The organism is Leucobacter komagatae (assembly GCF_006716085.1).
Taxonomy (GTDB): domain Bacteria; phylum Actinomycetota; class Actinomycetes; order Actinomycetales; family Microbacteriaceae; genus Leucobacter; species Leucobacter komagatae.
Window position 1 is genome coordinate 165,967 of the sequence record NZ_VFON01000002.1, and the last position, 21,743, is coordinate 187,709.

Here is a 21,743-nt window from a genome sequence, read left to right on the forward strand (position 1 = left end):
GCTGTTGGGTTACGCACCCCGAAAGGGGGTGCCTCTTGTACGAGATTCTATGGCCCCTGTTGGCACTCATGCAAGGTGAGTGCCAACGGTTCGGCGACCGAATCGCGCACAGCGAACACGCGCCCGTGCACCCCCGAGGAGCGGTAGGTACACTGAGGTCACACTATTGAATGACTTGGAGCGCCATGAGCACCACCCAGCCTTCCGACCCGAATCCATACACCCCGGGCAGCCACGACGCGGCGGCCGCGCAGTACGCAGCCCCTGAGCAATACGCTTACCCAGTGCAGCAGACCGTTCGCACGACGGTGAAGGACACGAACACGTACGCGCTCGTCTCCGTCATCCTCACGTTCATCGTGCCCATCGCGGGCATCATCTTTGGGCACCTCGGCCTGAACCAGATCAAGCGCACGGGCGACGCGGGGCGCGGGCTTGCGCTCACGGCCGTCATCTACGGGTACTGCGCCATCGCCCTCGGTGTGCTGTTCTTCGTGACCTACATCGGCTTTATCGTCATGGTCATCGGCGCCGCCGCGAGCGGGAGCTACACCTACTAGTGAGCGCTGAACCGAGCGACCGGCCCCGGGTGATGCACCCGGGGCCGGTTTCGTCGTCCCCCGGCTGGGACGGGCTCACGACACCCGACGGCCATGACCTGCTCGGGCGGATCGCAGCGCTCAGAGCCGCCGGCGATGCCCCCGACCTCGTGAACCAGCGCCTTCGCAAAGACGGCGCTGACCCCGAACTCCTTGCGGCGGCGCTCACCGTCGCGGGGCTGCGCGATCGCGCCGCCCCCAAGTTCGGCGCGAACGCACCAGACATGCTGTTCACGCAGGCGGGCCTCGAGCAGGCCTCCCGTGCCCACGTTGCCGAGCTGCACGCGGCCCGCTTCGCGTCGTGCAAGGCTGTCGCCGACCTCGGCTGCGGTTTGGGCGCCGAGTCGCTCGCCTTCCTGCGCGCCGGCAAACGCGTCCGCGCGGTCGAGCTCGACCCGCTCACCGCGCGCTTCGCCGAGCACAACCTCGCCGTCGAAGCGCGCGGCCTCGCGGCCGCTGGCGGCTCGCCGGAGTTCGACGTACTCGTGGGTGACGCGACCGTGGTTGGCGCCGGCGACGCAGACGCCGTGTTCCTCGACCCGGCGCGACGCACCGCGGGCCACCGCGACACCCGCCGCCTGGCGTCGTCCGACGACTACTCGCCAACGCTCGACTTCGCGTTCCGTGCGGCCCGAAGTGCCGTCGCTGGTGGCGTGAAGCTCGGCCCGGGGCTCGACCGCGAGCTGATTCCATCCGACGCCGAGGCCCAGTGGGTCTCGGTCGACGGTCAAGTCGTCGAGATGGGGCTCTGGTTCGGTGAGGCGGCCCGCGCCGGCGTGGGCCGGTCGGCGACGCTCGTGAGCCACGACGACGGCCCACTGGCCGCGCCGACGGTGCACGAGCTGCGAGCCGCGACCGACGCCCCCGATGCAGAGGCCCGTGAGCTCGGCGAGTACCTCTTCGAGCCCGACGGCGCCGTGATCCGGGCGCGGCTGATCGGGCTGCTCGCCAAAGAGCTCGGTGCCGGCATGCTTCGCGAGGGCATCGCCTACCTCACCGCTGACCGCCCGGCGCACACACCGTTCGCGCAGGCGTTCAGGGTCATCGAGGAGCTCCCGGCCCGCGAAAAGGATCTCAAGCGAGCCCTCGCGGCACGCGGTATCGGCCGCCTAGAAATCAAAAAGCGCGGCGTGGACGTTGATCCAGCCGCGCTTCGCACTCGCATGCGGTTGAAGGGGCCACACTCGGCCACCCTCATCCTCAGCCGCTCGGCGAACAGGCACGTGGCGCTGCTCGCCGAGCGCTGCTGAGCGTCGGTCGCCCCTGCGGGCCCCTCTTTAGTAGCTGTACTCGTACGCGCCGGAGAGGATCGTCGAGCACGAAACGGTGTCGCCGAAAATCTGCACTGAGTCAGCGCCGTCGAGGCAGGCCTGCGCGGCCTCCGCGCCAGCGACCGCGAGACCGATGAAGACGACGGCGAGGATGATGCCGGTGATCACGCCGAGCGCGCCGATGATGATGCCGACGACTGCGGGCACGTTCTTTGCCTGCGCCTTCTTCGACTGCACGAGGCCGATGATGCTGAGCACCAGGCCAACGAGCGAGATCGGCAGGATGAACGAGACGATCAGGCCGACGATACCGAGCGTCTTACCCGGCACGGCGGTCGGCACGGGAGCGTAGCCGGGGGCCTGCGGCATCGCGCCATAGCCCTGCTGGAAGCCCTGCTCTTGCTGAGCGGGGTAGCCGGGAGCCGCGGGGGCAACGTACGGCGCACCGGGCGCCGCCGGGAACTCGGTCGGCTGCGGCTGGCCCTGTACCGGCTGGCCCGGGAACGGCTGGCCCTGCGGCTGCTGGCCGGGGAACTGCGGTGCGGCGTTCGGCTCACCCGGGAACTGGGGTGCGGCGGGAGGCAGCGGCGGCGCGACCGGGGGCACCACCGACGGATCAACCGGCGGCGTAGCTGCCGGCGACGCGGGAACGTCGGGCGTTGCCTGGGGCTGCTCCGGGGCAGCTCCGGGATCAGTGTTCGGCGTGTTGTCGGACATATCGTTCCTAACGGTATTGGTCGATGAGGGCATAGCCCTTACCTACAACGATACATTGTCACGCGGTCTGGGCTACAGCTGAATGTCAGTGACCGGGAGAGTGGAGTCCGCCCCAAAGGTCAGCTCCGACGGGGCGTGGCCCGCTGCAACGAGCTGCGCCCCGAGCGAGGCGATCATCGCGCCGTTGTCGGTGCAGAGCGACAGCGGCGGCACGCGCAGCTCGACGCCAGCGGCGGCGGCCCGCTCCGCCGCGACCTCGCGCAGCCGCGCGTTCGCGACGACGCCGCCGCCAAGGAGCAGCCGGGGCACCCCGAGATCCTGACACGCGGCGAGCGCCTTCGTGAGCAGCACATCGACGACGGCCTCGCGGAAACTCGCGGCGACGTCAGCAACGGGCACGTCGTCGCCCGCTGCCTGCCGCTTCTCGACCCACCTAGCGACCGAGGTCTTGAGCCCCGAGAACGAGAAGTCGTAGCGGTGCTTCTCCATGTCTTTCGGGAGGGTGAGGCCGCGTGGGAAGCGGATCGCCTGGGGGTCTCCGTCAGCTGCGACCCTGTCGATGTGAGGCCCACCCGGGTAGGGCAGACCGAGCAGCCGCGCGACCTTATCGAAGGCCTCGCCCGCTGCGTCGTCGATCGTCTCACCGAGCATCTCGACGTCGCTCACGAGGTCGCGCACGAGCAGCAGGGAGGTGTGGCCGCCCGAGACGAGCAGCGCAACGGTCGGTAGCTCAAGCTCGCCAACAGTTCCGACGGCTGGCCGCAGCCCATCGCCGTGCAGCAGGTCGGCGCCGACGTGGCCCACGAGGTGGTTCACGGCGTACAGCGGCTTGTCGAGCGACACGGCGAGCGCCTTCGCGGCAGAGACTCCGACCATGAGCGCGCCGGCGAGCCCCGGGCCGCCGGTCACGGAGATTGCGTCGATCTCGTCGAGCGTGACGCCCGCGTCAGCGAGCGCGCGCTCGATCGTTGGGGTCATCGCCTCAAGGTGGGCGCGCGCTGCGATCTCGGGGATCACGCCGCCGAAGCGCGCGTGCTCATCCATCGACGAAGCGATCGCATTCGCGAGCAGCGTTCGCCCGCGCACGATCCCGATCCCGGTCTCGTCGCAGCTCGTCTCGATGCCGAGCACGAGCGGCCCGGTTGCTTCTGTCGCGCCCACGGCGCCCCTCTCACTCACTGTCGCTCCTTCAACCGCAGCAGCATGACGATCGCGTCGACGCCCTCTGGCTGGTAGTAGCGCGGGCGCACGCCGATCTCCGTGAACCCGAGCGACGCGTAGAGGCCCCGAGCCGCCGGGTTGTCTGCGCGCACCTCAAGGAACACCTGAGTCGCGCCGCGCCGCGCCGCTTCGTCGAGCAGCTCGTTCATGAGCGCGCGCCCGTGGCCGGCCCCACGGAGCTCTGGCGTGACCGCGATCGTCTGAATGTCGCCGTCGGAACCGAGAACGAGGAGGCCGGCGTACCCGCGCAGCACTCCCCCGTCGTCCGTCAGCACGATGTAGCGTCGGTGCTCGCCCGCAAGCTCGTCGCGCACCATCTCACGGCTCCACGCGTCGCTCTGAAACAGCGTGCGTTCGAGCTCGGCGATCTCGTCAAGGTCGCCGAGCGTCGCATCGCGCAGGATCACGGGGTCACCGGCTTCGGTGCCTTCGGCTGCATGACGTCGGGCAGTCGCAGGTAGAGCGCCTGGTCAGGCTCGAAGGCCCGCCCCGCGGCAAGCCGCCGGGCCGCCAGGCGCACGAGTGCGGCGGCGGGGACTCGCTCGGGCCACACCTCGTTCGGCACGGCCTCGTAGCCCTCGCGCGCGACGAGCCCGGGCTCGGCCGCCCGCTCCGGGCAGCCGGCCCAGTCAAGCGAAGCGTAGTCGGTGACGAACAGCTCGCGCCTCTTCGCGTCCTGCACCACGCGAACGCCCGCAGTCGCCCCGGCCTCAAGCGTTTCGAGCGCGACCGCATCGTGGCTCACGAGCGGCAACACCGACTGCCCCCGGCCGAGCGCGAACGCGTGGGCGGCGACGATGCCCACGCGCAGGCCAGTGAACGGGCCAGGGCCCATGCCCGCGACGACGTCGGTGACTGCGGCGGCCAGGATCCCTCGCTCAGAAAGCGCGCGATCAATGAGCGCGCCGACGACCTCGGCGTGCCCGCGCGGGTCGTCACTCGACACCTCGACAACGCTGCCGCCAGCTCCGACGGCGACGCTCGTGCCGAGCGACGTGTCAATCGCGAGAATCACGCGCTCCCCAAGCTCGGGCGCGCTCACCGTGCGCACGTCGAAACTCGTCACGCCAGTACCCCGTTCTGCCACCTCGGGCCGTACCCGGTGACCGTGAGTGTGCGGGGCTCAACGGGAGCCTCCGCGAAGTCTGCTGAATCGTCTACGTTGTCACCCGCACCGGTATCGCCGCCGCCGACGGGCCTTTCGATGACGACTTCGACCCACGAGTCGCGCACGCCGACGAGGCCAGCGCCCCACTCGGCGACAACAACGGAGCCGTCAAAGTCGAGGTCGAGGTCTTCAACCTCCGACGCGTCGGCGAGCCTGTACGCGTCGACGTGCACGAGCGGTGCGCCGCCGACGAGGGACGGGTGGGTCCTCGCGATCACGAACGTTGGGCTCTGAACGGGGCCGCGAACGCCGAGGCCCTCCCCGATCCCGCGCGTAAACGTGGTCTTCCCGGCGCCGAGCGGCCCGGTGAGAATGACGAGGTCTCCGGCCGCGAGCGCACGCCCAAACGCGACACCGAGCTCGTGCATCGCGTCGGGGTCGACGACGGAATAGATCTCGACGATGCTCACGCTGCCTCCCCATCTATCGCGCAACGCACGACGCGCGGCCCGATCCCAACAAGGATCTCGTAGTTGATCGTGCGCATGAGGCCCGCCCAGATATCGATCGAGGGGAACCCCTGCTCTGGGTCACCGAACAGCACGACGGGCGCGCCGAGGTCGATGCGGCCCGCGATCGGGCCGACGTCGACGATGAACTGATCCATGCCGATACGCCCGACGATTGGGCAGCGCTCCCCCGCGATCGTCACCCACGCGCCCGCGCCATTCAGCGCGCGCGGCATTCCGTCGGCGTACCCGACGGGCACGAGCGCGAGCGTCGTCGCGACCTCGCAGACGTGGTTGAAGCCGTAAGAGACACCGGTGCCGGCGGGCACGCCCCGCAGCGCGACGACCTCGGAGCGGAGCGTCATCGCAGGGATGAGCCCGAGCTGCGCGGAGTTCTTGCCCGCGAGCGAGCTCAGGCCGTAGGCGGCCATGCCAACGCGCACCGTGTTGTAGTAGAGCTCGGGGCGCGTGAACGTCGCGGCGCTCGCGGCGAGGTGGATCATCTCGGGCTCAGAGCCCGCGTCACGGAGGGCCGCGATCGCCTCGTCGAAGCGGGCGCCCTGGGCGAGGTCAGCCTCTTCGCCAGCGTTCGCGAGGTGGCTGAAGATGCCCCGCACCCGCACGATTCCCTCGCGTTCGAGCTCGGCACCCCGGGCAAACAGCGCCGCCCACTCCTCGCGGGCTGCGCCGTTTCGGCTCAGCCCAGTGTCGACCTTGTACTGCAGCGTCGCCCGTTTGCCCGTCAGGCGCGCGGCCTCCGCGAGAGCCTCAAGCTGGCTGAGGTGCGACACTCCAATATCGATCGACTGCTCGATCGCGGCGGCAAAATCGACCCGGGGTCCGTGCAGCCAGCAGAGGAGCGGCGCGTCGATGCCGCTCTCCCGCAGCTTCAGCGACTCCTCGAGGTCGGCCGTCGCGATCATCGTGGCGCCGCCCTCCACGGCTGCCCTCGCCGCGATCGCGGCGTCGTGGCCGTACCCGCAGGCTTTCACCACGACGATGACGTGCGCGCCGCCCGTGAGCTCACGCACGCGGCCAACGTTCGCTCGAATTGCCGACACCGAGATCTCGGCGACCCGCATGGATCCGGTTCTCATTCGGCCCCACCTCCGTGCTCCACAATAACGAACGCGGTGGCGACCCCGGTGTCATGGGTCATCGTGAGGTGGATTCGATCCGCCCCCCGCGCTTCGAGCGCCGCCGTGAGGCCCCGCGTCGGAACGAACTCAGGCGCCCTGAGTTCGTTCCGACGCACCTCCATGTCGGGCCAGGTGAGGTCGCCCGAGTCGCCGAGTGCCTTGATGAGCGCCTCTTTCGCTGCGAATCGCGCCGCGAGCGAGGGGATCGCTAGCTGCCCCTCGGCCGCACTGAACAGGCGCTCGCGCAACTTCGGGGTGCGCTCAAGCTGCTGCTCGAAGCGCTGGATGTCGACGGTGTCGACCCCGATGCCGATGATCACTCGACTGTCACCGATTTCGCAAGGTTTCGGGGCTGGTCAACGTCAAGACCCTTCGCGGTCGAGAGCTCGAGGGCGAACCACTGGAGCGGGACCACCTGAAGGATCGGGTCGAACAGCGCGTCGGTGAGCGGGATCCGCACGACCTCGTCAGCGAACGGCAGCACCGCGGTGTCGCCCTTCTCAACGATCGCGATGACGCGCGCGCCGCGGGCGCGGATCTCCTGGATGTTCGATACGACCTTCGAGTGCATGAGCGGCGACGTGCGCGGGCTCGGCACGAGCACGAACACGGGCTGGCCGTGGTCGATGAGCGCGATCGGGCCGTGCTTCAGCTCGCCTGCGGCGAAGCCCTCCGCGTGAATGTACGCGATCTCCTTGAGCTTCAGCGCACCCTCAAGAGCGGCCGGGTAGCCCGCGTGACGGCCGAGGAAGAGCACCGATCGGGTGTCTGCCATCCAGTGCGCCAGCTCAGCGATCTGGTCGTGCGTTGCGACGGCCTCGGCCATCTTCTCGGGCAGCGTCTCGAACTGCTCGATCGCCGCTGCCTCGTCTGCGGCGGAGAGCGTTCCCCGCGCACGGCCAAGGTGCAGGCCGACGAGGTAGAGCGCGGTGATCTGGGCGACGAAGGCCTTCGTCGACGCAACAGCAACCTCGGGGCCGGCGTGCGTGTAGACTGCCGCATCAGACTCGCGCGGAATCGTCGCGCTCTGCGTGTTGCACACAGACACCGTGGTGACGCCGTGCTCGATCGCGTACTTCACGGCCATGAGCGTGTCCATCGTCTCACCCGACTGGCTCACCGAGATGACCATCGTGCGCTCGGTGAGCACCGGGTCGCGGTAGCGGAACTCGTGGCTGAGCTGCACCTCGACCGGGATGCGGGCCCACTGCTCGATCGCGTACGAACCGACAAGGCCCGCGTACGAGGCGGTACCGCACGCAACGATGATGATGCGGTCGATGTTCTGCAGCTTGTCAGCGCCGAGCGCCGAGAGCTCAGGGATCTCGACGTGGCCGTCAACGATGCGGCCGCGAACGGTGTTCGCGATCGCCTCGGGCTGCTCGTTGATTTCCTTCGCCATGAACGACGACCAGCCGCCCTTGTCTGCCGCGCCTGCGTCCCACTCAACCTCGTACTCCTCGAACGCCACGTCGGCGCCCGCGAAGTCGGTGATTCGCACGCTCTCGGGGGTGATGATCGCGATGTTGTCTTCTTCAACAACCACTGCCCTGCGCGTCGAAGAAACGAACGCCGCGACATCAGAACCGAGGAAGTTCTCGCCGTCGCCGAGGCCGACGACCAGCGGCGAGTGGTGACGGGCGGCGACAATCTTGCCGGGCTCGCTCTGATGCATCGCGAGCAGCGTGAACGTGCCGTGCAGGCGCTGCACGACGTCACGGAACGCGCTCTCGAGGTCCTTCCCCGACGCGGTCTCAAGACCGAGCAGCGCCGCCACGACCTCGGTGTCGGTCTCGCTCTTCAGCTCTGCGCCGCGCGAAACAACCTCGTCGCGGAGCTCGGCAAAGTTCTCAACGATGCCGTTGTGGATCAGGGCAAGGCGCCCGTCATCCCCAAGGTGCGGGTGTGCGTTCACGTCGGTCGGGCCGCCGTGTGTCGCCCAGCGAGTGTGCCCGATACCGGTGCCAGCGGCCTTCACGGGGCTCGCCTCGAGCAGGTTCTCAAGGTTTACGAGCTTGCCCGACTTCTTCCGAACGGAGATACCGCCAGTGTCATCGATGACGGCGACGCCCGCGGAATCGTATCCGCGGTATTCGAGTCGGCGAAGGCCGTTCAGGAGGGCCTCAATGGTCTCATTTGGGCCTGCATATCCTACGATTCCACACATGCCCTCGATTTTAGTGGCACGATGGAGTGCGATGAGCGAAAAACACAGCGAAGGCGCAGTCACCGATCTTGCTCGCGACGACGAAAGCTCCCGGAACCTCGTGCTCGGCCCCGAAACTCAGACGCTCGTGCGGCCAGAGTTCACTTCGCCGTTCGCAGAGATTGGGCGGTCGGAGTGGGCCAGGCTGGCAGGCGAAACCCCCATGCCGCTTACCGAGGAGGAGGTCGAGGCCTTCCGCGGTCTCGGGGTCTCCCTCGACGTCGAGGAGGTCTCGGAGGTCTACCGGCCGCTGAGCCGCCTCATCAACCAGTACGCGATCGCCGCGCGCGAGATGCATCAGCGAACTCGCAGCTTTCTCAAGCGCGAGGGCGAGAAGCAGAGCACCTTCGTGATCGGGGTCGCGGGGTCGGTCGCCGTTGGTAAGTCCACCGTTGCCCGCATCCTCCGCGACCTGCTGGCCCGCTGGCCCGAGACCCCGAACGTGACCCTCGTTACGACCGACGGCTTCCTGTACCCGAACGCCGAGCTTGAGAGGCGCGGCATCGCGCACCGCAAGGGCTTCCCGGAGTCGTACGACAGGCGGGCCCTGCTTCGGTTCGTGTCGCAGGTGAAGTCGGGCATGCCCGAGGTTCGCGCCCCGCACTACAGCCACCTGATCTACGACATCGTTCCCGACGAGTACACGACGGTTCGCCAGCCCGACATCCTCATCCTTGAGGGCCTCAACGTGCTGCAGCCCCCGACCCGTGAGCACCCCCTCGCCGTCTCTGACCTGTTCGACTTCTCCGTGTACGTCGACGCCCGCACCGACCACATCGAAGAGTGGTTCACGCAGCGCTTCTTCAGGCTGCGCGACGGGGCGTTCTCTGACCCGAACTCGTTCTTCCGGAAGTTCGCGACGCTGAGCGACTCCGAGAGCCGCGCGTACGCGCACGGCATCTGGAAGTCAATCAACGAGCCCAACCTCGTTGAGAACATTCGGCCGACGAGGGCGCGCGCGACGCTTGTGCTCCGTAAGGGGGCCGACCACAGGGTCGAAAAGGTGCTGCTCCGCAAGCTGTAGGGCCGGCGCACCGGCTCTCTGGGGTTATGCGCGCCAAACCTTGGGATCTGCAGTTTGCATGCCCGGCAGCCCCGCTCTGCCCATTCCCGCTGGTGTTCCCATTGGTACCTCGTGGGCGCTGCTCCGGGTCATGCCGTCCCCGGCCTGCCCTGGGCATGCCACCTCCGGTCTACAGTTCCCGGCATGCCGCCTCAGGCCTGCAGTCCCCGACCTGCCGCCTCAGGCCTGCCGTCCCCGACGGATACCGCGCGCAATAACTCTGGGATCTGCATTAGGAATGCCGTCAGGCCCGGGCTCGGTGCATACCGACTTCCGATCCCATAGGTACCTCCTGCGACAAGCCGGGCCGAGTTGGCGTTCTGGCCCCTTGCTTCGGACTGCCGGGGCGCCAGCTGCGCGGATGCTGGGCACTGCCCCTGCACTGCTGCGTTTTTCCAGGGCGCCAGCTGGGCCTTGCCTGGGGCTTTACCGTGCCCCAGCCCAACTCTCGCCACACGCCTGCCGCAGCTCTGCGCCGCATACACCCTGCTTGTGCCCGTACATAGCCTGCTTGTGCCCTCCCTCGGCCCAGCATTGCGCCACATCAACCGCTGCTTCGCCCACAGACTCTCTCCAATTGGAGCACTCCCCCGATTCTGCACAGACTGCGTTGGAGCCACCCGCCGACCAGGCGGAACACCCAGGCTGACTGGCATGATCAACCGCATTCTCTCGAAACACGACGGCATCATCAGAAGCTCCGAGCTCATCGCCCGTGGGGTGACGCGCTACCGGGTACAGCAGGAGGTCACAGCGGGCAGGCTCATTCGATTCAAGAAGGGCTGGCTCGCGGCGCCCACGGCCGACCCACAGCTCATCGCCACCGCGTCCGCGGGACTCACCCTGAGTTGCGTCACCCAGGCGAAGCGGCTGGGCCTCTGGGTACGAAGGAACCCGGACGCTGAGCACTTCGGCGTGCCACGACCGGGGTCAGAACGGCGACCGCCAGATTCCGTGCTCCACTACCACGCACCGATCGTGCCCCGAGGGAGGTTTGCCCTCGTCGACGAGATCGAGAACGTGCTCGTTCTGGTCGCGCAGTGCGAGCCATTCGAAGATGCCGTAGCGACGTGGGATTCAGCGCTCAATAAGAAACTCGTGGACAGGGCCGGGCTCGAGCACCTACCGCTGCCCGCAGCGTCAAAGCGCGTGCTTGAGGCGACCGACCCGTTCGCCGATTCGGGGCTAGAAAGCTACTTTCGGGTGCGGCTGAGCTGGCTCAAACTGCCGATCATTTCACAGGCGTGGCTTGTCGGGCGCAGGGTCGACTTCCTCATCGGTTCGCGCCTTGTGGTGCAGATCGATGGCGGGCATCACGTTGGCCCGCAACGAACGGACGACATCGAGCACGACGCGCAACTTAAGCTTCGCGGGTTCACCGTTATTCGGGTGAGTTACACGCAGATCATGCACTCGTGGCCAGAGACTCAGGCGCTCATCATGCGCGCCGTCGCAGCAGGACTTCATCAGCCGGCTCGGCTCGCATAGGGCACGGCAGTTGTGGGACCGGGCCGGCGCCGAGCTCGGACACACCACCTGCGATCTGCACGAGGAATGCCCGAGGGCTGGCTCTTCGGCATTGAAAACGCAGATCGCATACGGAAAGAGAATTCTGGGCACCCCAAAGCCCCAACATCCCAAAGTCCCAAAGTCCCAAAGAACCACAAAGGCCGGGAGGGCACGACCGCTGTCGCACCGTCCCGGCCTCCTAGGGCGTTACACCGCCAGGCGTTCCTTCACGATTGCCGCGAGGTCGTCCGCAAGCTGCTGCGCCTGCTCTTCCTCCGCCGCTTCAACCATGACGCGCACGACAGGCTCGGTGCCCGACGGGCGGAGCAGCACGCGCCCCTGCCCCGCGAGGGCTTCCTCTGCCTGGTGAACCGCTTGCTGCAGCACCTCGTCGCTTGTGGCGCGCGAGCGGTCAACGCCGCGCACGTTCACGAGCACCTGCGGGTAGACCTTCATGCACTCGCCAAGCTCGGTGAGCGTCTTGCCCGACCGCACGATCTCGGCCGCAATGTGCAGCCCGGTGAGAATGCCGTCGCCGGTCGTCGCGAACTCGCTCATGATGACGTGCCCGGACTGCTCACCGCCCAACGAATACCCGTGCTCGTTGATGGCCTCAAGCACGTAGCGGTCGCCAACACCGGTCTGGATGACGTCGATGCCGTTGTCAGACATCGCGAGCATCAGGCCCAGGTTCGACATGACCGTCGCCACGAGCGTGTTCTTGTCGAGTTTGCCGCGTCGCGACATCGAGAGCGCGAGGATCGCCATGATGCGATCGCCGTCAATCTCGTTGCCCGAGGCGTCGACGGCCAAGCAGCGATCAGCGTCGCCGTCGTGAGCGATGCCCAGGTCAGCACCGTGCTCAAGCACCGCGGCCTTCAGCGGGCCGAGGTAAGTCGAGCCGACCCCGTCATTGATGTTCATGCCATCGGGTTCGTTGCCGATCACGACGATCTTCGCGCCAGCCGCGGTGAACGCGTCGGGCGAGATGCCAGAAGCAGCGCCGTGGGCGCAGTCGAGCACGACCGTGAGCCCCGCAAGGCTGGTGCCCTCGAGCGTGCCGAGCAGGTGAACGAGGTAGCGATCCTCTGCGTCGGCGAAGCGACGGATCCGGCCGACCTCGTGCCCCGTGACAGCGACGGGCGGGAGGGTCATGGCCGCCTCGATGGCGTCTTCGACGTCGTCAGGCAGCTTGCGGCCGCCCTCGGCGAAGAACTTGATGCCGTTATCGGGGGCCGGGTTGTGCGACGCCGAGACCATAACGCCGAAGTCGGCGCCGGTATCGGCTACGAGGTACGCGGCTGCGGGCGTCGGAATGACGCCGGCGTCGAGCACGTCAACACCAGCCGCGGCGAGACCGGCCGACACGGCGGCCGAGATGAACTCGCCTGAGACCCGCGGATCGCGCGCAACGATCGCGGTAGCGCGACGGCTCTCGCCTCGGGCGTTACGTCCGAGTACGAGAGCCGCAGCGTGCGCGAGGCGCAGGGCAAGGTCGGCGGTGATATCCACCCCGGCCAAGCCCCGCACCCCATCGGTGCCAAACAGGCGTCCCATGTGGGAATACGTTCCTGTTTAGCGCTTCGAGTACTGAGGCGCCTTACGGGCCTTCTTGAGTCCGGCCTTCTTGCGCTCCTTGATGCGAGCGTCGCGGCTCAGGAAGCCAGCCTTCTTCAGCGTTGCACGGTTGTGCTCAGCGTCGATCTCGTTGAGGGCGCGTGCAACCGCGAGGCGGAGTGCACCGGCCTGGCCCGAGGGGCCGCCGCCATCGATGGTGGCGATGAGGTCGTATGCGCCGCCGAGCTCGAGCACGGTGAACGGGTCGGTGATGAGCTGCTGGTGCAGCTTGTTCGGGAAGTACTCCGCGAACTCACGACCGTTGACGGTCATCTTGCCCTCGCCCGGGATGAGGCGAACGCGTGCGACGGCCTGCTTGCGGCGGCCGACAGCTGCACCGGGAACGGTGAGTGCGGGGCGCGGTGCAGCAGCGGTTGCCTGCGACGCGGGGGTCTCAGTGGTGTAGCTCTCAGGGGCCACGGTCTGCTCTTCAGTCACGTTAAAGTCTCTCTTCTTGCGTCTCTAGCGCGCTTACTGCGCAACCTGGCCAAAGGTGTAGGGGGTCGGCTGCTGTGCAGCGTGGGGGTGCTCCGGGCCCGCGTACACCTTCAGCTTGCGGAACAGGTCTGCGCCGAGCGAGTTCTTCGGGAGCATGCCACGGATGGCCTTCTCGACTGCGCGCTCGGGGTTCTTCGTGAGGAGCTCGGTGTAGCTCACCGAACGGAGGCCGCCCGGGTAGCCCGAGTGGCGGTAAGCCTTCTTCTGCGCTGCCTTGTTACCGGTCAGCACAACCTTGTCCGCGTTGACGATGATGACGTAGTCACCCATGTCCATGTGCGGTGCGAAGGTGGTCTTGTGCTTGCCGCGGAGCAGAGCTGCGGCGTGGGATGCGAGGCGGCCGAGAACCACGTCTGTTGCGTCGATGACGATCCAGTCGTGCTTCTGGTCAGCTGCCTTCGGCGAGTATGTGCGAGTCACTGTCGTGCTGCTTTCTGTCGAAATGGAGGAGTTCTTGAATCCCACTCCGTGCGAGGTCTCCCGGGGCTTCGCCACGTGAGTTCCTGTGCGGTGGAGGGCTCAACAATTCGGGTGCTTACGCACCAAGGATCAACTTTAGCACAGATGAGTCAGTCATCGAGCGGATCGCGCCGCGCTCGCGTCTGCTCCGCCCTGGCAGCGAGCTCCGCGTCCTCCGGGTAACCGATCTCTTCGAGCGACAGCCCGTGGGCCGGCATGACAGTGAATCGGCTCGTGCGTTCCCGGGCGTCGCGCAGTTCGACGAGCTCGCCCGAGGAGAGTCGGCCGTGCCCGACGGCGACGACCGAGCCAACGAGCGCGCGCACCATGGAGTGGCAGAAGGCGTCGGCCTCGATGCGGGCCGCGTAGGCCCCGTCCTCGGTTTCGCGCCACTCGAACGCGAGGAGTTCGCGCACAGCCGTCGCCCCCTCACGCGCCTTGCAGAAGGTCGTGAAGTCCTGCAGACCAAGGAGATCCTCCGAGACGCGCTGCATCACCCCGAGATCGAGGGCCCGCGGCACCTCGGCTGTAAAGCGCGCCGTCAATGGGTCGCGCCGCGCATTCTCGGGCCGCAGCCGGTACTCGTAGCGGCGACGCAGCGCCGAAAAGCGGGCGTCGAACCCCGCGGGCGCTGGCGCGACGCTGTGGATCGCAATGTCGGAGGCCGCTCGGTGCAGCACACCGTTCAGGCGCCGGGCCATGAGACGAACGGAATCATCCCCGGCTGCGGCGTCCACGCCAGTTTGAGAGCCGGAGCCAGAGCCGCGCCGCTGAGACGCACCCCACCGTTCGAACTGCTCGGCGCTCACGTCGAGGTGCGCGACCTGCCCACGCGCGTGCACCCCGGCGTCCGTGCGACCGCCAACGGTGAGCCGCAGCTCGCCCTCCGGCGCCCGCAGCAACCTGGCGAGGGCCGCCTCGATCTCGCCCTGCACGGTGCGCAGCCCGGGCTGGGTCGCCCAGCCCGAGAAGTCGGTGCCGTCGTAGGCGATGTCGAGGCGCAGCCGAATCATTTCCACTCCTCAAGCTTGCCAGAACTCCACCACTCTCAAGGTTCCGGGGTAGCATCTTCGGGTGTCTGTTTCTCCCCTGCGCGCGACCGGAGCACCGGTGAGCCCCCGGGGCGGCCGATTCGGCGGGCTCGACGGGCTGCGCGCTATCGCCGTGGGCATGGTGCTCGTGTACCACCTCTTCCCGAAGGCGTTGCCCGGCGGGTTCCTCGGCGTTGACGTGTTCTTCGTCATGAGCGGGTTCCTTATCACCTCACTGCTCCTGCGGGAGCTCGAGGGCACGGGCCGGATCGACCTTCTTGCGTTCTGGCGCAGGCGCGCCCGCCGGCTGCTTCCCGCGGTCGCACTCGTCGTACTCGTGAGCACGTCGCTCGCCCTCGCGGCGAGCAGAGATCTGCTGGTCGGAGTCGCCCAGCAGATCGCCGGCGCGCTCCTGTTCGTTTCGAACTGGGTGTTCATCGCGAACGGCTCTGACTACTTCGCCAGGGACGCCCCCGAGCTCTTCCGCAACTTCTGGTCGCTCGCGCTCGAGGAGCAGTTCTACATCGTACTGCCGCTCATCGCGGTGCTCGTGTTTCGGCTGCGGTCGCGGCTCACCTGGGCGATTCCGCTCGCCGCGCTCGGCGTTGGTTCCGCGTTCCTGATGGCCGCACTCGCGAACGCGGGCGCAGAGCCGACGCGCATCTACTTCGGCTCAGACTCACACAGCTTTGGCCTGTTCCTCGGAGCCGCAATGGCCGTGCTGCTCTCTGCGCGCGCCCAGCGCACGCTGTCGCGCGCAGGCCAGGTCGCTTCCGTGTCGGTCGCGGTGGCCGGCTTCGCTGTGCTTGGGTACCTCGCGTTTGCGCTGCAGGAGGCAAGCGAAGCTAGCTTCGCCTGGGGCTTCCAGCTTGCCACCGTCGCGGCGCTCGGCGTCGTCTGGGCTGTCACCCGTGAGGGCGCCATCGTCGGCAGGCTGCTCGATGTGGCGCCGCTGCGCTGGGTCGGCGAGCGTTCCTACGGCATCTACCTGTGGCACTGGCCCCTCCTCGTCATCACCGTGAGCGTCGCGACGTCGGCCGGGTTCGGGAACAGCTGGATCCCGCCCGTGATCGCCCTCGCGCTCACGATCCTCTTCGCGGCGCTGTCGTACCGGTTCGTCGAGCAGCCGGTACGCCGCGTTGGCCTCCGCGGCGCGCTCATTCGCTGGTTCAGCCCGCGCAACTACACGCCCCGGCGCAAGCGCGTCTCAATCGGCCTCGCTGCCGTGCTCGCCGTCACTTTCCCGCTCACCGGGGTCGCCGTCGCGATCGCGCCCGAGCGCACATCGTCGGCAGACTCAATTCTGCGCGGGCAGAAGCAGCTCGAGGCAGACAAGAGCGCGGCGGGAGATCAGGATCCCGAGGGCTCAGATCACGGTGCTACCGGCGACGCGGAACCCGGCTCTGATTCCGCCGGTGCCGAGCAGGGAGCTGCGCCGGCCGCTACTTTTGAGGGGCGCGACATCACTGCCGTCGGCGACTCGGTCATGCTCGCAAGCTACCCCGAGCTCACCGAGGCATTTCCTGGCATCGAGGTCGACGCAGCTGTGTCGCGCGGCATCTGGGCGGGCGTCGAGATCCTCCAAGATATGGCTGCTCGTGGCGCGCTCCGCAGCGTCATCGTGGTTGGCCTCGGTACCAACGGCCCGGTTGAACCGGAAGCGCTCACAGCGCTGCGGGAGGTTGCCGGGTCGCGGCCGATCGTCTTCGTCGACGCGCACGCTGAGCGTGATTGGATCCCGGGTGTGAACGAGGAGCTGAACGCGTTCGCGGCAGCGAACCGCGGTGTCGTCGTCGCAAAGTGGGACGCGAGTGTCGCGGGCACGCCCGAGTTCCTCGCCGAAGACGGCATCCACCCCGGCCCGGAGGGTGGCGAGGTATACGCCGGTGCGATCCGGGCGGCCCTCGACGAGCTCCTCTCCCCCGCCGAGGCGACCGGCTGGGGCGTCGGCCGCCGCTAACCGCACCTGGGCGGTTCGCCAGAGCGTCAGGCAGCCCCCAGCACTGGGGCTCACCCAGGGCCGCCCGCAATCGCACTGCCCAACCGCCTCCCCGAGGCATACGCAAAACGCCCCGTGGCCAAAGCCACGGGGCGTTTTCGCGCGAAGCGAGTAAGAAAACTTACTCGGCCTTCTCCTCGGCCGGAGCCTCGGTCTCGGCAGCCTCAACGGCCTCCTCAGCAACCTCGGCGGTCTCTTCGACTGCCTCGGGAGCCTCTTCGACGACCTCTGCAGCGGGAGCTGCAGCCTTCTTCGCCTTCGGCTTCGGCTGAACGGGCTCGAGAACGAGCTCGATCACTGCGAGGGGAGCGTTGTCGCCCTTGCGGAAACCGGTCTTCGTGATGCGGGTGTAGCCACCCTCGCGGTTCTCGACGAGCGGTGCGATCTCGGTGAAGAGCTCGTGCACGACCGACTTGTCGAGGATCTGGCGCATGACGCGACGGCGAGCGTGGAGGTCTCCACGCTTTGCGAAGGTCACGAGGCGCTCAGCGATGGGCTGCAGGCGCTTTGCCTTGGTCTCAGTGGTCTGGATGCGCTTGTGCTCGAAGAGCTGCGCAGCCATCTGGTTGAGCATGAGGCGCTCGTGAGTGGGTCCGCCTCCGAGGCGGGGGCCCTTGGTGGGCTTAGGCATGGTTGTACTCCTGTAAGTGTTCGATCAGCGTTGAAGCCGGATCGTTAGTTAACGTCGTCCTCGTAGCTGTAGAAGTTGGCTCCGTCGAAACCGGGAACCGCGTCCTTGAGCGAGAGACCCATCTCGGCGAGCTTGTCGCGCACCTCAAAGACGGACTTCTGACCGAAGTTACGAATGTTCATGAGCTGGGCTTCCGAGAGCGCAACGAGTTCGCTCACGGAGTTGATGCCCTCACGCTTGAGGCAGTTGTAGCTGCGGACCGACAGGTCGAGATCCTCGATCGGAATCGAGAGCTCGCCCTCGGCGACAACCTCAACCGGCGCGGGGCCGATCTCGACGCCCTCAGCGGCAGTGTTCAGCTCGCGTGCAAGCCCGAAGAGCTCGACCAGGGTCGAGCCAGCCGAAGCGATCGCGTCGCGGGGGCTGATAGCGGGCTTCGACTCAACGTCGACCACCAGGCGGTCGAAGTCGGTGCGCTCGCCGGCACGAGTTGCCTCGACACGGTAGGTCACCTTGAGCACGGGCGAGTAGATCGAGTCAACCGGAATACGGCCAACCTCTGCGTCGTCGTTACGGTTCTGCGCTGCAGAAACGTAGCCACGGCCGCGCTCGATCGTGAGCTCGAGCTCGAACTGTGCGTCGTCACCGAGCGTCGCGATGACGAGCTCGGGGTTGTGCACCTCGACGCCAGCGGGCGCCGAGATATCAGCAGCGGTAACCTCGCCTGCTCCGGTCTTGCGAAGGTAAGCAGTGATCGGCTCGTCGTGCTCGCTCGAAACAACGAGGCCCTTGATGTTCAGGATGATCTCGGTGACGTCTTCAGTGACACCGGGGATCGTCGTGAACTCGTGAGCGACGCCCTCGAAGCGGACGCTGGTGACAGCGGCTCCGGGGATCGAGGAGAGCAGGGTACGACGGAGCGAGTTTCCAAGCGTGTAACCGAAGCCAGGCTCGAGGGGCTCGATCGTGAAGCGCGAGCGGTACTCGGAGATTGAATCTTCGGTCAGAGTGGGGCGCTGTGCAATGAGCACTGTGTTAGTTCCTTTCGCTGGAGTCCGCTATATGACTCTGCGGTAAAGAGGGTGTTGGGAACGTACCGGTTCTCGCGTGAGGAGAGCCGGTGTCGCGCCGACCGGAGTCGGCGCGACAGTGAGGCTCAGACGCGGCGACGCTTCGGCGGACGGCAGCCGTTGTGGGTCTGCGGGGTGACGTCGTTAATCGAGCCAACCTCGAGGCCTGCGGCCTGCAGCGAGCGGATCGCGGTCTCGCGGCCCGAGCCGGGGCCCTTCACGAAGACGTCGACCTTCTTCATGCCGTGCTCCTGCGCCTTGCGGGCGACGGACTCTGCGGCGAGCTGAGCGGCGAACGGGGTCGACTTACGCGAGCCCTTGAAGCCAACTCCACCCGAGGAAGCCCAGGTCAGCACGGCACCAGTGGTGTCCGTGATCGAGATGATCGTGTTGTTGAACGTCGACTTGATGTGGGCGTGGCCCACTGCGATGTTCTTCTTGTCCTTGCGGCGCGGCTTGCGCGCTGCCGACTTAGGTGCAGCCATTGAGAATTCTCCTGAAAGCTATGTGTGATGGTCGGTGTGAACCGGTGTTACTTCTTCTTACCGGCGACGGTGCGCTTCGGGCCCTTGCGGGTACGAGCGTTCGTCTTGGTGCGCTGACCATGCACAGGCATGCCCCGGCGGTGGCGAATACCCTGGTAGCTACCGATCTCAACCTTGCGGCGGATGTCGGCCTGGACCTCGCGGCGGAGGTCACCCTCAACCTTGAAGTTGCCCTCAATGTGGTCGCGGAGCAGGACGAGCTGGTCGTCGCTGAGGTCGCGAACACGGGTGTTCCCGTCGATGCCAGTCGCCTCGAGCGTCTTGAGTGCGCTCGTGCGGCCGACGCCATAGATGTAGGTGAGCGCGATCTCTACGCGCTTTTCGCGCGGGATGTCTACGCCTGCAATACGTGCCATGTCTGGCTCTCCTTGCGGATTAGTGGAGGTGTGGTGCGCATCGTGGGATCAGGCCTCCGACCCGAGGTGTCTCCCTGCGGCATAAGCCTCAGGGTTCTTCGATGCGCTGTTTCTATTTTGATTTATTTGATCTGCGAGCTGCAGCGGCCGGGTTAGCCCTGGCGCTGCTTGTGACGCGGGTTGCTCTTGCAGATCACCATGACGCGGCCGTGGCGGCGGATCACCTTGCAGTGATCGCAGATGGGCTTAACGCTGGGGTTGACCTTCATTGTTTTTCCTTTAGCGGGTTCGCTGTCCTCGTACTCACGGGATGCCGTGAGTCGTTACTTTCCGATGGACGAACGCAGGTCTACTTGTAACGGTAGACGATGCGACCGCGGGTCAGATCGTACGGGGTCAGCTCCACGATCACGCGGTCCCCTGGAAGGATGCGGATGTAGTGCTGACGCATTTTGCCCGAGATGTGCGCGAGCACCTTGTGGCCGTTTGTAAGCTCTACCCGGAACTGTGCGTTCGGGAGCGCCTCAGCTACCTGGCCCTCGATCTCGATGACGCCGTCTTTCTTCGCCATAGCCTCACTGTCGCTCGTGTTGATTCACCGGTCTTGCGAATGCTTCCCCCCGGTTTTCGCGATCACGAAAACAGGCACAAAGCACCAACGAGTAATCATATCCCCGATTCCCGCCACTGTCTACCCCTGGGTCACTGGCGCAGCACCTCAGTTGCTCAAACTGACTTTACGACCGCCCCGACGAGCGGCCCGAAGCAGCATGAGGCCCGGGACGACACCGACGCCCGTGATCACGGCGAGACCCAGGGAGATCCGTTCGGCAGTCACAACTGCGTCGCCATCACCGCCCGCCGCAAAGACCCCGAGCAGCGCCGAGACGAGGGCGTAGGCGATGAGCTGCGTGGTGCTCAGCGCGGCCGCCGCTTTCTCGCCCTCTGCAGCGTCGGCGCTTGCCCCCATCGCGCGCACACTGAGGTGGGGAAACACGGCGCCGATCGCTACGCCGCCGAGCACGAGCGCGACTGCCCAGGCGAGGATCCTCGCGCCTCCCGCCTCGGGCGCCTGCAGCAGCCCATACGTCGCCATCGACAGCGCGAGCAGGATCGGGGCGCCAATCATCGCCGAGCTCGCGATTCTCGGGCCGAACTTCACGCTCACGAGCTGCATTCCCGTCCAGCCGAGCGAGAGCGCCGCGCCGAGAAAGCCCGCCCAGACGGGCGACAGACCCCCGAGTTGCTGGCCGAACAGCGGCACGTACGTCTCGATCATGACCCCAGCGCACAGCGTCGCGACGAGCGCGTACACCCACTTGAGCTCGTTTCCGCGCGCGAACGCCAGCTTGGGCAGCACCGTGTGGGTGGCGCGTGACTCCACGGCGAGGAAGAGCACGAGCAGGAGTACGCCAACCGCGACTGCCAGGCCATCGAACCCCGCTGTGCGGAACATGGGCGCGACGCTCAAGCTCGCGGCCGCCGCGACGAGCGCGGCGAGGGAGGCGTAGGGCACGGGCTCGGGCGCGGCCGCCGCGCGGCCAGGGAGCGCTCGCACGCTGAGCAGGGCGAACAGGATCGCGATGCCGGCGAGCACCGCGTACGCCGCGCGCCACGCCCCAAGTTCCCCGAACATGCCGCCCAGGCTTGGCCCGACGAGCGCGCCAATGCCCCACATCGCTGACACGAGGGCCGCGGCTTTGAGCCAGAGCTTCTGCGGGAGCGCCGATCGGATCACCGCATATCCGAGCCCGGCGAGCAGCCCGCCACCAAGGCCCTGCAGCACCCGGCTCGCCACGAAGACCTCCATCGAGCCACTGAGTGCGGCGGCGGCGGACCCCAGCGCGAACCCACAGAACCCCACGAGGTAGGCGCCTCGGGCACCAAGAGCCGCAATGGAGCGCGCGGCGAGCGTCGAGGCGATGACCGCGGCTATGAGAAACCCGGTTGCCACCCAGGCAAACAGCTGCTGCCCACCGATGTCTTCCACGATTGAGGGCATGAGTGCCGCGGTGAAGTAGAGGTTCATGGCGTACAGCACGGTGCCACCGGCGAGGATCGCCGCCGGCACGAAGTGGGCGCCCGACAAGAGGCGGTTGTCGCCCCTTTTACCGGGGTCGCTGCGTGGAGAGGGGCTCGTGCTTGCTGCGTTTTCAGTCACGCAGGCTAGCCTAGAAGTTCAAGTTAACTTGAAG

Annotated in this window: 24 protein-coding genes; 5 read left to right on the forward strand and 19 right to left on the reverse strand. The window is 67.1% G+C overall.

Annotation, left to right across the window (positions count from 1 at the left end):
• Nucleotides 1–185 precede the first annotated feature (185 nt).
• Together FB468_RS15575 and FB468_RS15580 are read left to right on the forward strand one after the other, a co-directional pair.
• On the forward strand, nt 186–560 hold the full coding sequence (locus FB468_RS15575; RefSeq protein ID WP_246056000.1) for a DUF4190 domain-containing protein: 375 nt from the start codon (nt 186–188) through the stop codon (nt 558–560).
• On the forward strand, nt 560–1,849 hold the full coding sequence (locus tag FB468_RS15580) for a THUMP-like domain-containing protein (RefSeq protein WP_246056002.1): 1,290 nt from the start codon (nt 560–562) through the stop codon (nt 1,847–1,849). The genes FB468_RS15575 and FB468_RS15580 overlap by 1 nt, the downstream gene beginning before the upstream one ends.
• 27 nt (nt 1,850–1,876) lie before the next feature.
• Here the strand turns inward: FB468_RS15580 and FB468_RS15585 are convergent, their stop codons facing one another.
• The 8 genes from FB468_RS15585 to glmS all read right to left on the reverse strand — a co-directional run bounded on the left by FB468_RS15585 (nt 1,877) and on the right by glmS (nt 8,731).
• Nucleotides 1,877–2,587 carry a DUF4190 domain-containing protein gene (locus FB468_RS15585; RefSeq protein ID WP_141888642.1) on the reverse strand — a complete coding sequence of 237 codons (711 nt, stop codon included), beginning with the start codon at nt 2,585–2,587 and terminating at the stop codon, nt 1,877–1,879.
• A 72-nt stretch (nt 2,588–2,659) separates the two neighbouring features.
• Nucleotides 2,660–3,766, reverse strand: coding sequence for a tRNA (adenosine(37)-N6)-threonylcarbamoyltransferase complex transferase subunit TsaD (tsaD, locus tag FB468_RS15590; RefSeq protein ID WP_141888643.1), 1,107 nt, complete (start codon nt 3,764–3,766; stop codon nt 2,660–2,662).
• On the reverse strand, nt 3,763–4,215 hold the full coding sequence (gene rimI / locus FB468_RS15595) for a ribosomal protein S18-alanine N-acetyltransferase (protein WP_141888644.1): 453 nt from the start codon (nt 4,213–4,215) through the stop codon (nt 3,763–3,765). Before rimI ends, tsaD begins: the two co-directional genes overlap by 4 nt.
• Nucleotides 4,212–4,874 (reverse strand): tRNA (adenosine(37)-N6)-threonylcarbamoyltransferase complex dimerization subunit type 1 TsaB, encoded by a 663-nt coding sequence (gene tsaB / locus FB468_RS15600; protein ID WP_246056004.1) that lies wholly within the window; start codon nt 4,872–4,874, stop codon nt 4,212–4,214. The genes rimI and tsaB overlap by 4 nt, the downstream gene beginning before the upstream one ends.
• Nucleotides 4,871–5,344 (reverse strand): tRNA (adenosine(37)-N6)-threonylcarbamoyltransferase complex ATPase subunit type 1 TsaE, encoded by a 474-nt coding sequence (gene tsaE, locus FB468_RS15605; RefSeq protein ID WP_141888982.1) that lies wholly within the window; start codon nt 5,342–5,344, stop codon nt 4,871–4,873. Before tsaE ends, tsaB begins: the two co-directional genes overlap by 4 nt.
• Nucleotides 5,345–5,382: 38 nt before the next feature.
• The gene (gene alr / locus FB468_RS15610) at nt 5,383–6,522 is read right to left on the reverse strand and encodes an alanine racemase (RefSeq protein ID WP_141888645.1); all 1,140 of its coding nucleotides are present in this window, start codon (nt 6,520–6,522) and stop codon (nt 5,383–5,385) included.
• Nucleotides 6,519–6,884 carry a holo-ACP synthase gene (locus FB468_RS15615; RefSeq protein WP_141888646.1) on the reverse strand — a complete coding sequence of 122 codons (366 nt, stop codon included), beginning with the start codon at nt 6,882–6,884 and terminating at the stop codon, nt 6,519–6,521. The genes alr and FB468_RS15615 overlap by 4 nt, the downstream gene beginning before the upstream one ends.
• Nucleotides 6,881–8,731, reverse strand: coding sequence for a glutamine--fructose-6-phosphate transaminase (isomerizing) (gene glmS / locus FB468_RS15620; RefSeq protein ID WP_141888647.1), 1,851 nt, complete (start codon nt 8,729–8,731; stop codon nt 6,881–6,883). The genes FB468_RS15615 and glmS overlap by 4 nt, the downstream gene beginning before the upstream one ends.
• A 31-nt stretch (nt 8,732–8,762) precedes the next feature.
• Between glmS and coaA the strand changes: the two genes are divergently transcribed.
• Both coaA and FB468_RS15630 read left to right on the forward strand, forming a co-directional pair.
• Complete coding sequence (coaA, locus tag FB468_RS15625; RefSeq protein ID WP_141888649.1) at nt 8,763–9,794, forward strand: type I pantothenate kinase; 1,032 nt, start codon at nt 8,763–8,765, stop codon at nt 9,792–9,794.
• A gap of 693 nt (nt 9,795–10,487) precedes the next feature.
• Nucleotides 10,488–11,321: an endonuclease domain-containing protein gene (locus FB468_RS15630; RefSeq protein ID WP_141888650.1), complete on the forward strand. Its 834-nt coding sequence runs from the start codon at nt 10,488–10,490 to the stop codon at nt 11,319–11,321.
• A gap of 228 nt (nt 11,322–11,549) precedes the next feature.
• Here FB468_RS15630 and glmM read toward each other — a convergent pair whose 3' ends face one another.
• The 4 genes from glmM to FB468_RS15650 form a co-directional block, all read right to left on the reverse strand.
• Nucleotides 11,550–12,899: a phosphoglucosamine mutase gene (glmM, locus tag FB468_RS15635; protein ID WP_141888652.1), complete on the reverse strand. Its 1,350-nt coding sequence runs from the start codon at nt 12,897–12,899 to the stop codon at nt 11,550–11,552.
• A gap of 18 nt (nt 12,900–12,917) precedes the next feature.
• Nucleotides 12,918–13,397: a 30S ribosomal protein S9 gene (rpsI, locus tag FB468_RS15640; RefSeq protein ID WP_141888654.1), complete on the reverse strand. Its 480-nt coding sequence runs from the start codon at nt 13,395–13,397 to the stop codon at nt 12,918–12,920.
• A 33-nt stretch (nt 13,398–13,430) separates the two neighbouring features.
• Complete coding sequence (rplM, locus tag FB468_RS15645; protein WP_119281588.1) at nt 13,431–13,877, reverse strand: 50S ribosomal protein L13; 447 nt, start codon at nt 13,875–13,877, stop codon at nt 13,431–13,433.
• Between the two features lie 149 nt (nt 13,878–14,026).
• Nucleotides 14,027–14,929, reverse strand: coding sequence for a tRNA pseudouridine synthase A (locus tag FB468_RS15650; RefSeq protein WP_141888656.1), 903 nt, complete (start codon nt 14,927–14,929; stop codon nt 14,027–14,029).
• A 61-nt stretch (nt 14,930–14,990) separates the two neighbouring features.
• Here FB468_RS15650 and FB468_RS15655 point away from each other — a divergent pair, with 61 nt between their 5' ends.
• Nucleotides 14,991–16,907 (forward strand): acyltransferase family protein, encoded by a 1,917-nt coding sequence (locus tag FB468_RS15655; protein ID WP_246056005.1) that lies wholly within the window; start codon nt 14,991–14,993, stop codon nt 16,905–16,907.
• A gap of 160 nt (nt 16,908–17,067) precedes the next feature.
• On the opposite strand, the gene rplQ is transcribed toward FB468_RS15655, so the two are convergent.
• The 7 genes from rplQ to FB468_RS15690 all read right to left on the reverse strand — a co-directional run bounded on the left by rplQ (nt 17,068) and on the right by FB468_RS15690 (nt 21,709).
• Nucleotides 17,068–17,577, reverse strand: a complete 510-nt coding sequence (rplQ, locus tag FB468_RS15660; RefSeq protein WP_141888658.1) for a 50S ribosomal protein L17 — start codon at nt 17,575–17,577, stop codon at nt 17,068–17,070.
• A 44-nt stretch (nt 17,578–17,621) separates the two neighbouring features.
• Nucleotides 17,622–18,608 (reverse strand): DNA-directed RNA polymerase subunit alpha, encoded by a 987-nt coding sequence (locus FB468_RS15665; RefSeq protein WP_042544392.1) that lies wholly within the window; start codon nt 18,606–18,608, stop codon nt 17,622–17,624.
• Nucleotides 18,609–18,733: 125 nt separating this feature from the next.
• The gene (rpsK, locus tag FB468_RS15670) at nt 18,734–19,132 is read right to left on the reverse strand and encodes a 30S ribosomal protein S11 (protein WP_042544393.1); all 399 of its coding nucleotides are present in this window, start codon (nt 19,130–19,132) and stop codon (nt 18,734–18,736) included.
• A 47-nt stretch (nt 19,133–19,179) separates the two neighbouring features.
• On the reverse strand, nt 19,180–19,548 hold the full coding sequence (rpsM, locus tag FB468_RS15675; RefSeq protein ID WP_119281502.1) for a 30S ribosomal protein S13: 369 nt from the start codon (nt 19,546–19,548) through the stop codon (nt 19,180–19,182).
• 152 nt (nt 19,549–19,700) lie between these two features.
• Entirely contained in the window at nt 19,701–19,817 is a 117-nt protein-coding gene (gene rpmJ, locus FB468_RS15680; RefSeq protein ID WP_005050492.1) for a 50S ribosomal protein L36, read from the reverse strand.
• Nucleotides 19,818–19,897: 80 nt separating this feature from the next.
• Nucleotides 19,898–20,119 carry a translation initiation factor IF-1 gene (gene infA / locus FB468_RS15685; RefSeq protein WP_059063343.1) on the reverse strand — a complete coding sequence of 74 codons (222 nt, stop codon included), beginning with the start codon at nt 20,117–20,119 and terminating at the stop codon, nt 19,898–19,900.
• A 147-nt stretch (nt 20,120–20,266) separates the two neighbouring features.
• On the reverse strand, nt 20,267–21,709 hold the full coding sequence (locus FB468_RS15690) for an MFS transporter (RefSeq protein WP_211359198.1): 1,443 nt from the start codon (nt 21,707–21,709) through the stop codon (nt 20,267–20,269).
• Nucleotides 21,710–21,743 lie beyond the last annotated feature (34 nt).

Excerpts from the sequence above, each read along its gene's own strand:
- FB468_RS15650 (WP_141888656.1), bottom strand. The coding sequence starts at position 14,929 with ATGATTCGGCTGCGCCTCGACATCGCCTACGACGGCACCGACTTCTCG.
- rpmJ (WP_005050492.1), bottom strand. The coding sequence starts at position 19,817 with ATGAAGGTCAACCCCAGCGTTAAGCCCATCTGCGATCACTGCAAGGTG.
- alr (WP_141888645.1), bottom strand. The coding sequence starts at position 6,522 with ATGAGAACCGGATCCATGCGGGTCGCCGAGATCTCGGTGTCGGCAATT.
- rpsM (WP_119281502.1), bottom strand. The coding sequence starts at position 19,548 with ATGGCACGTATTGCAGGCGTAGACATCCCGCGCGAAAAGCGCGTAGAG.
- rplQ (WP_141888658.1), bottom strand. The coding sequence starts at position 17,577 with ATGCCTAAGCCCACCAAGGGCCCCCGCCTCGGAGGCGGACCCACTCAC.
- FB468_RS15585 (WP_141888642.1), bottom strand. The coding sequence starts at position 2,587 with ATGTCCGACAACACGCCGAACACTGATCCCGGAGCTGCCCCGGAGCAG.
- tsaE (WP_141888982.1), bottom strand. The coding sequence starts at position 5,344 with ATGCACGAGCTCGGTGTCGCGTTTGGGCGTGCGCTCGCGGCCGGAGAC.
- rpsK (WP_042544393.1), bottom strand. The coding sequence starts at position 19,132 with ATGGCTGCACCTAAGTCGGCAGCGCGCAAGCCGCGCCGCAAGGACAAG.
- FB468_RS15630 (WP_141888650.1), top strand. The coding sequence starts at position 10,488 with ATGATCAACCGCATTCTCTCGAAACACGACGGCATCATCAGAAGCTCC.
- glmM (WP_141888652.1), bottom strand. The coding sequence starts at position 12,899 with ATGGGACGCCTGTTTGGCACCGATGGGGTGCGGGGCTTGGCCGGGGTG.
- FB468_RS15575 (WP_246056000.1), top strand. The coding sequence starts at position 186 with ATGAGCACCACCCAGCCTTCCGACCCGAATCCATACACCCCGGGCAGC.
- glmS (WP_141888647.1), bottom strand. The coding sequence starts at position 8,731 with ATGTGTGGAATCGTAGGATATGCAGGCCCAAATGAGACCATTGAGGCC.
- coaA (WP_141888649.1), top strand. The coding sequence starts at position 8,763 with ATGAGCGAAAAACACAGCGAAGGCGCAGTCACCGATCTTGCTCGCGAC.
- infA (WP_059063343.1), bottom strand. The coding sequence starts at position 20,119 with ATGGCGAAGAAAGACGGCGTCATCGAGATCGAGGGCCAGGTAGCTGAG.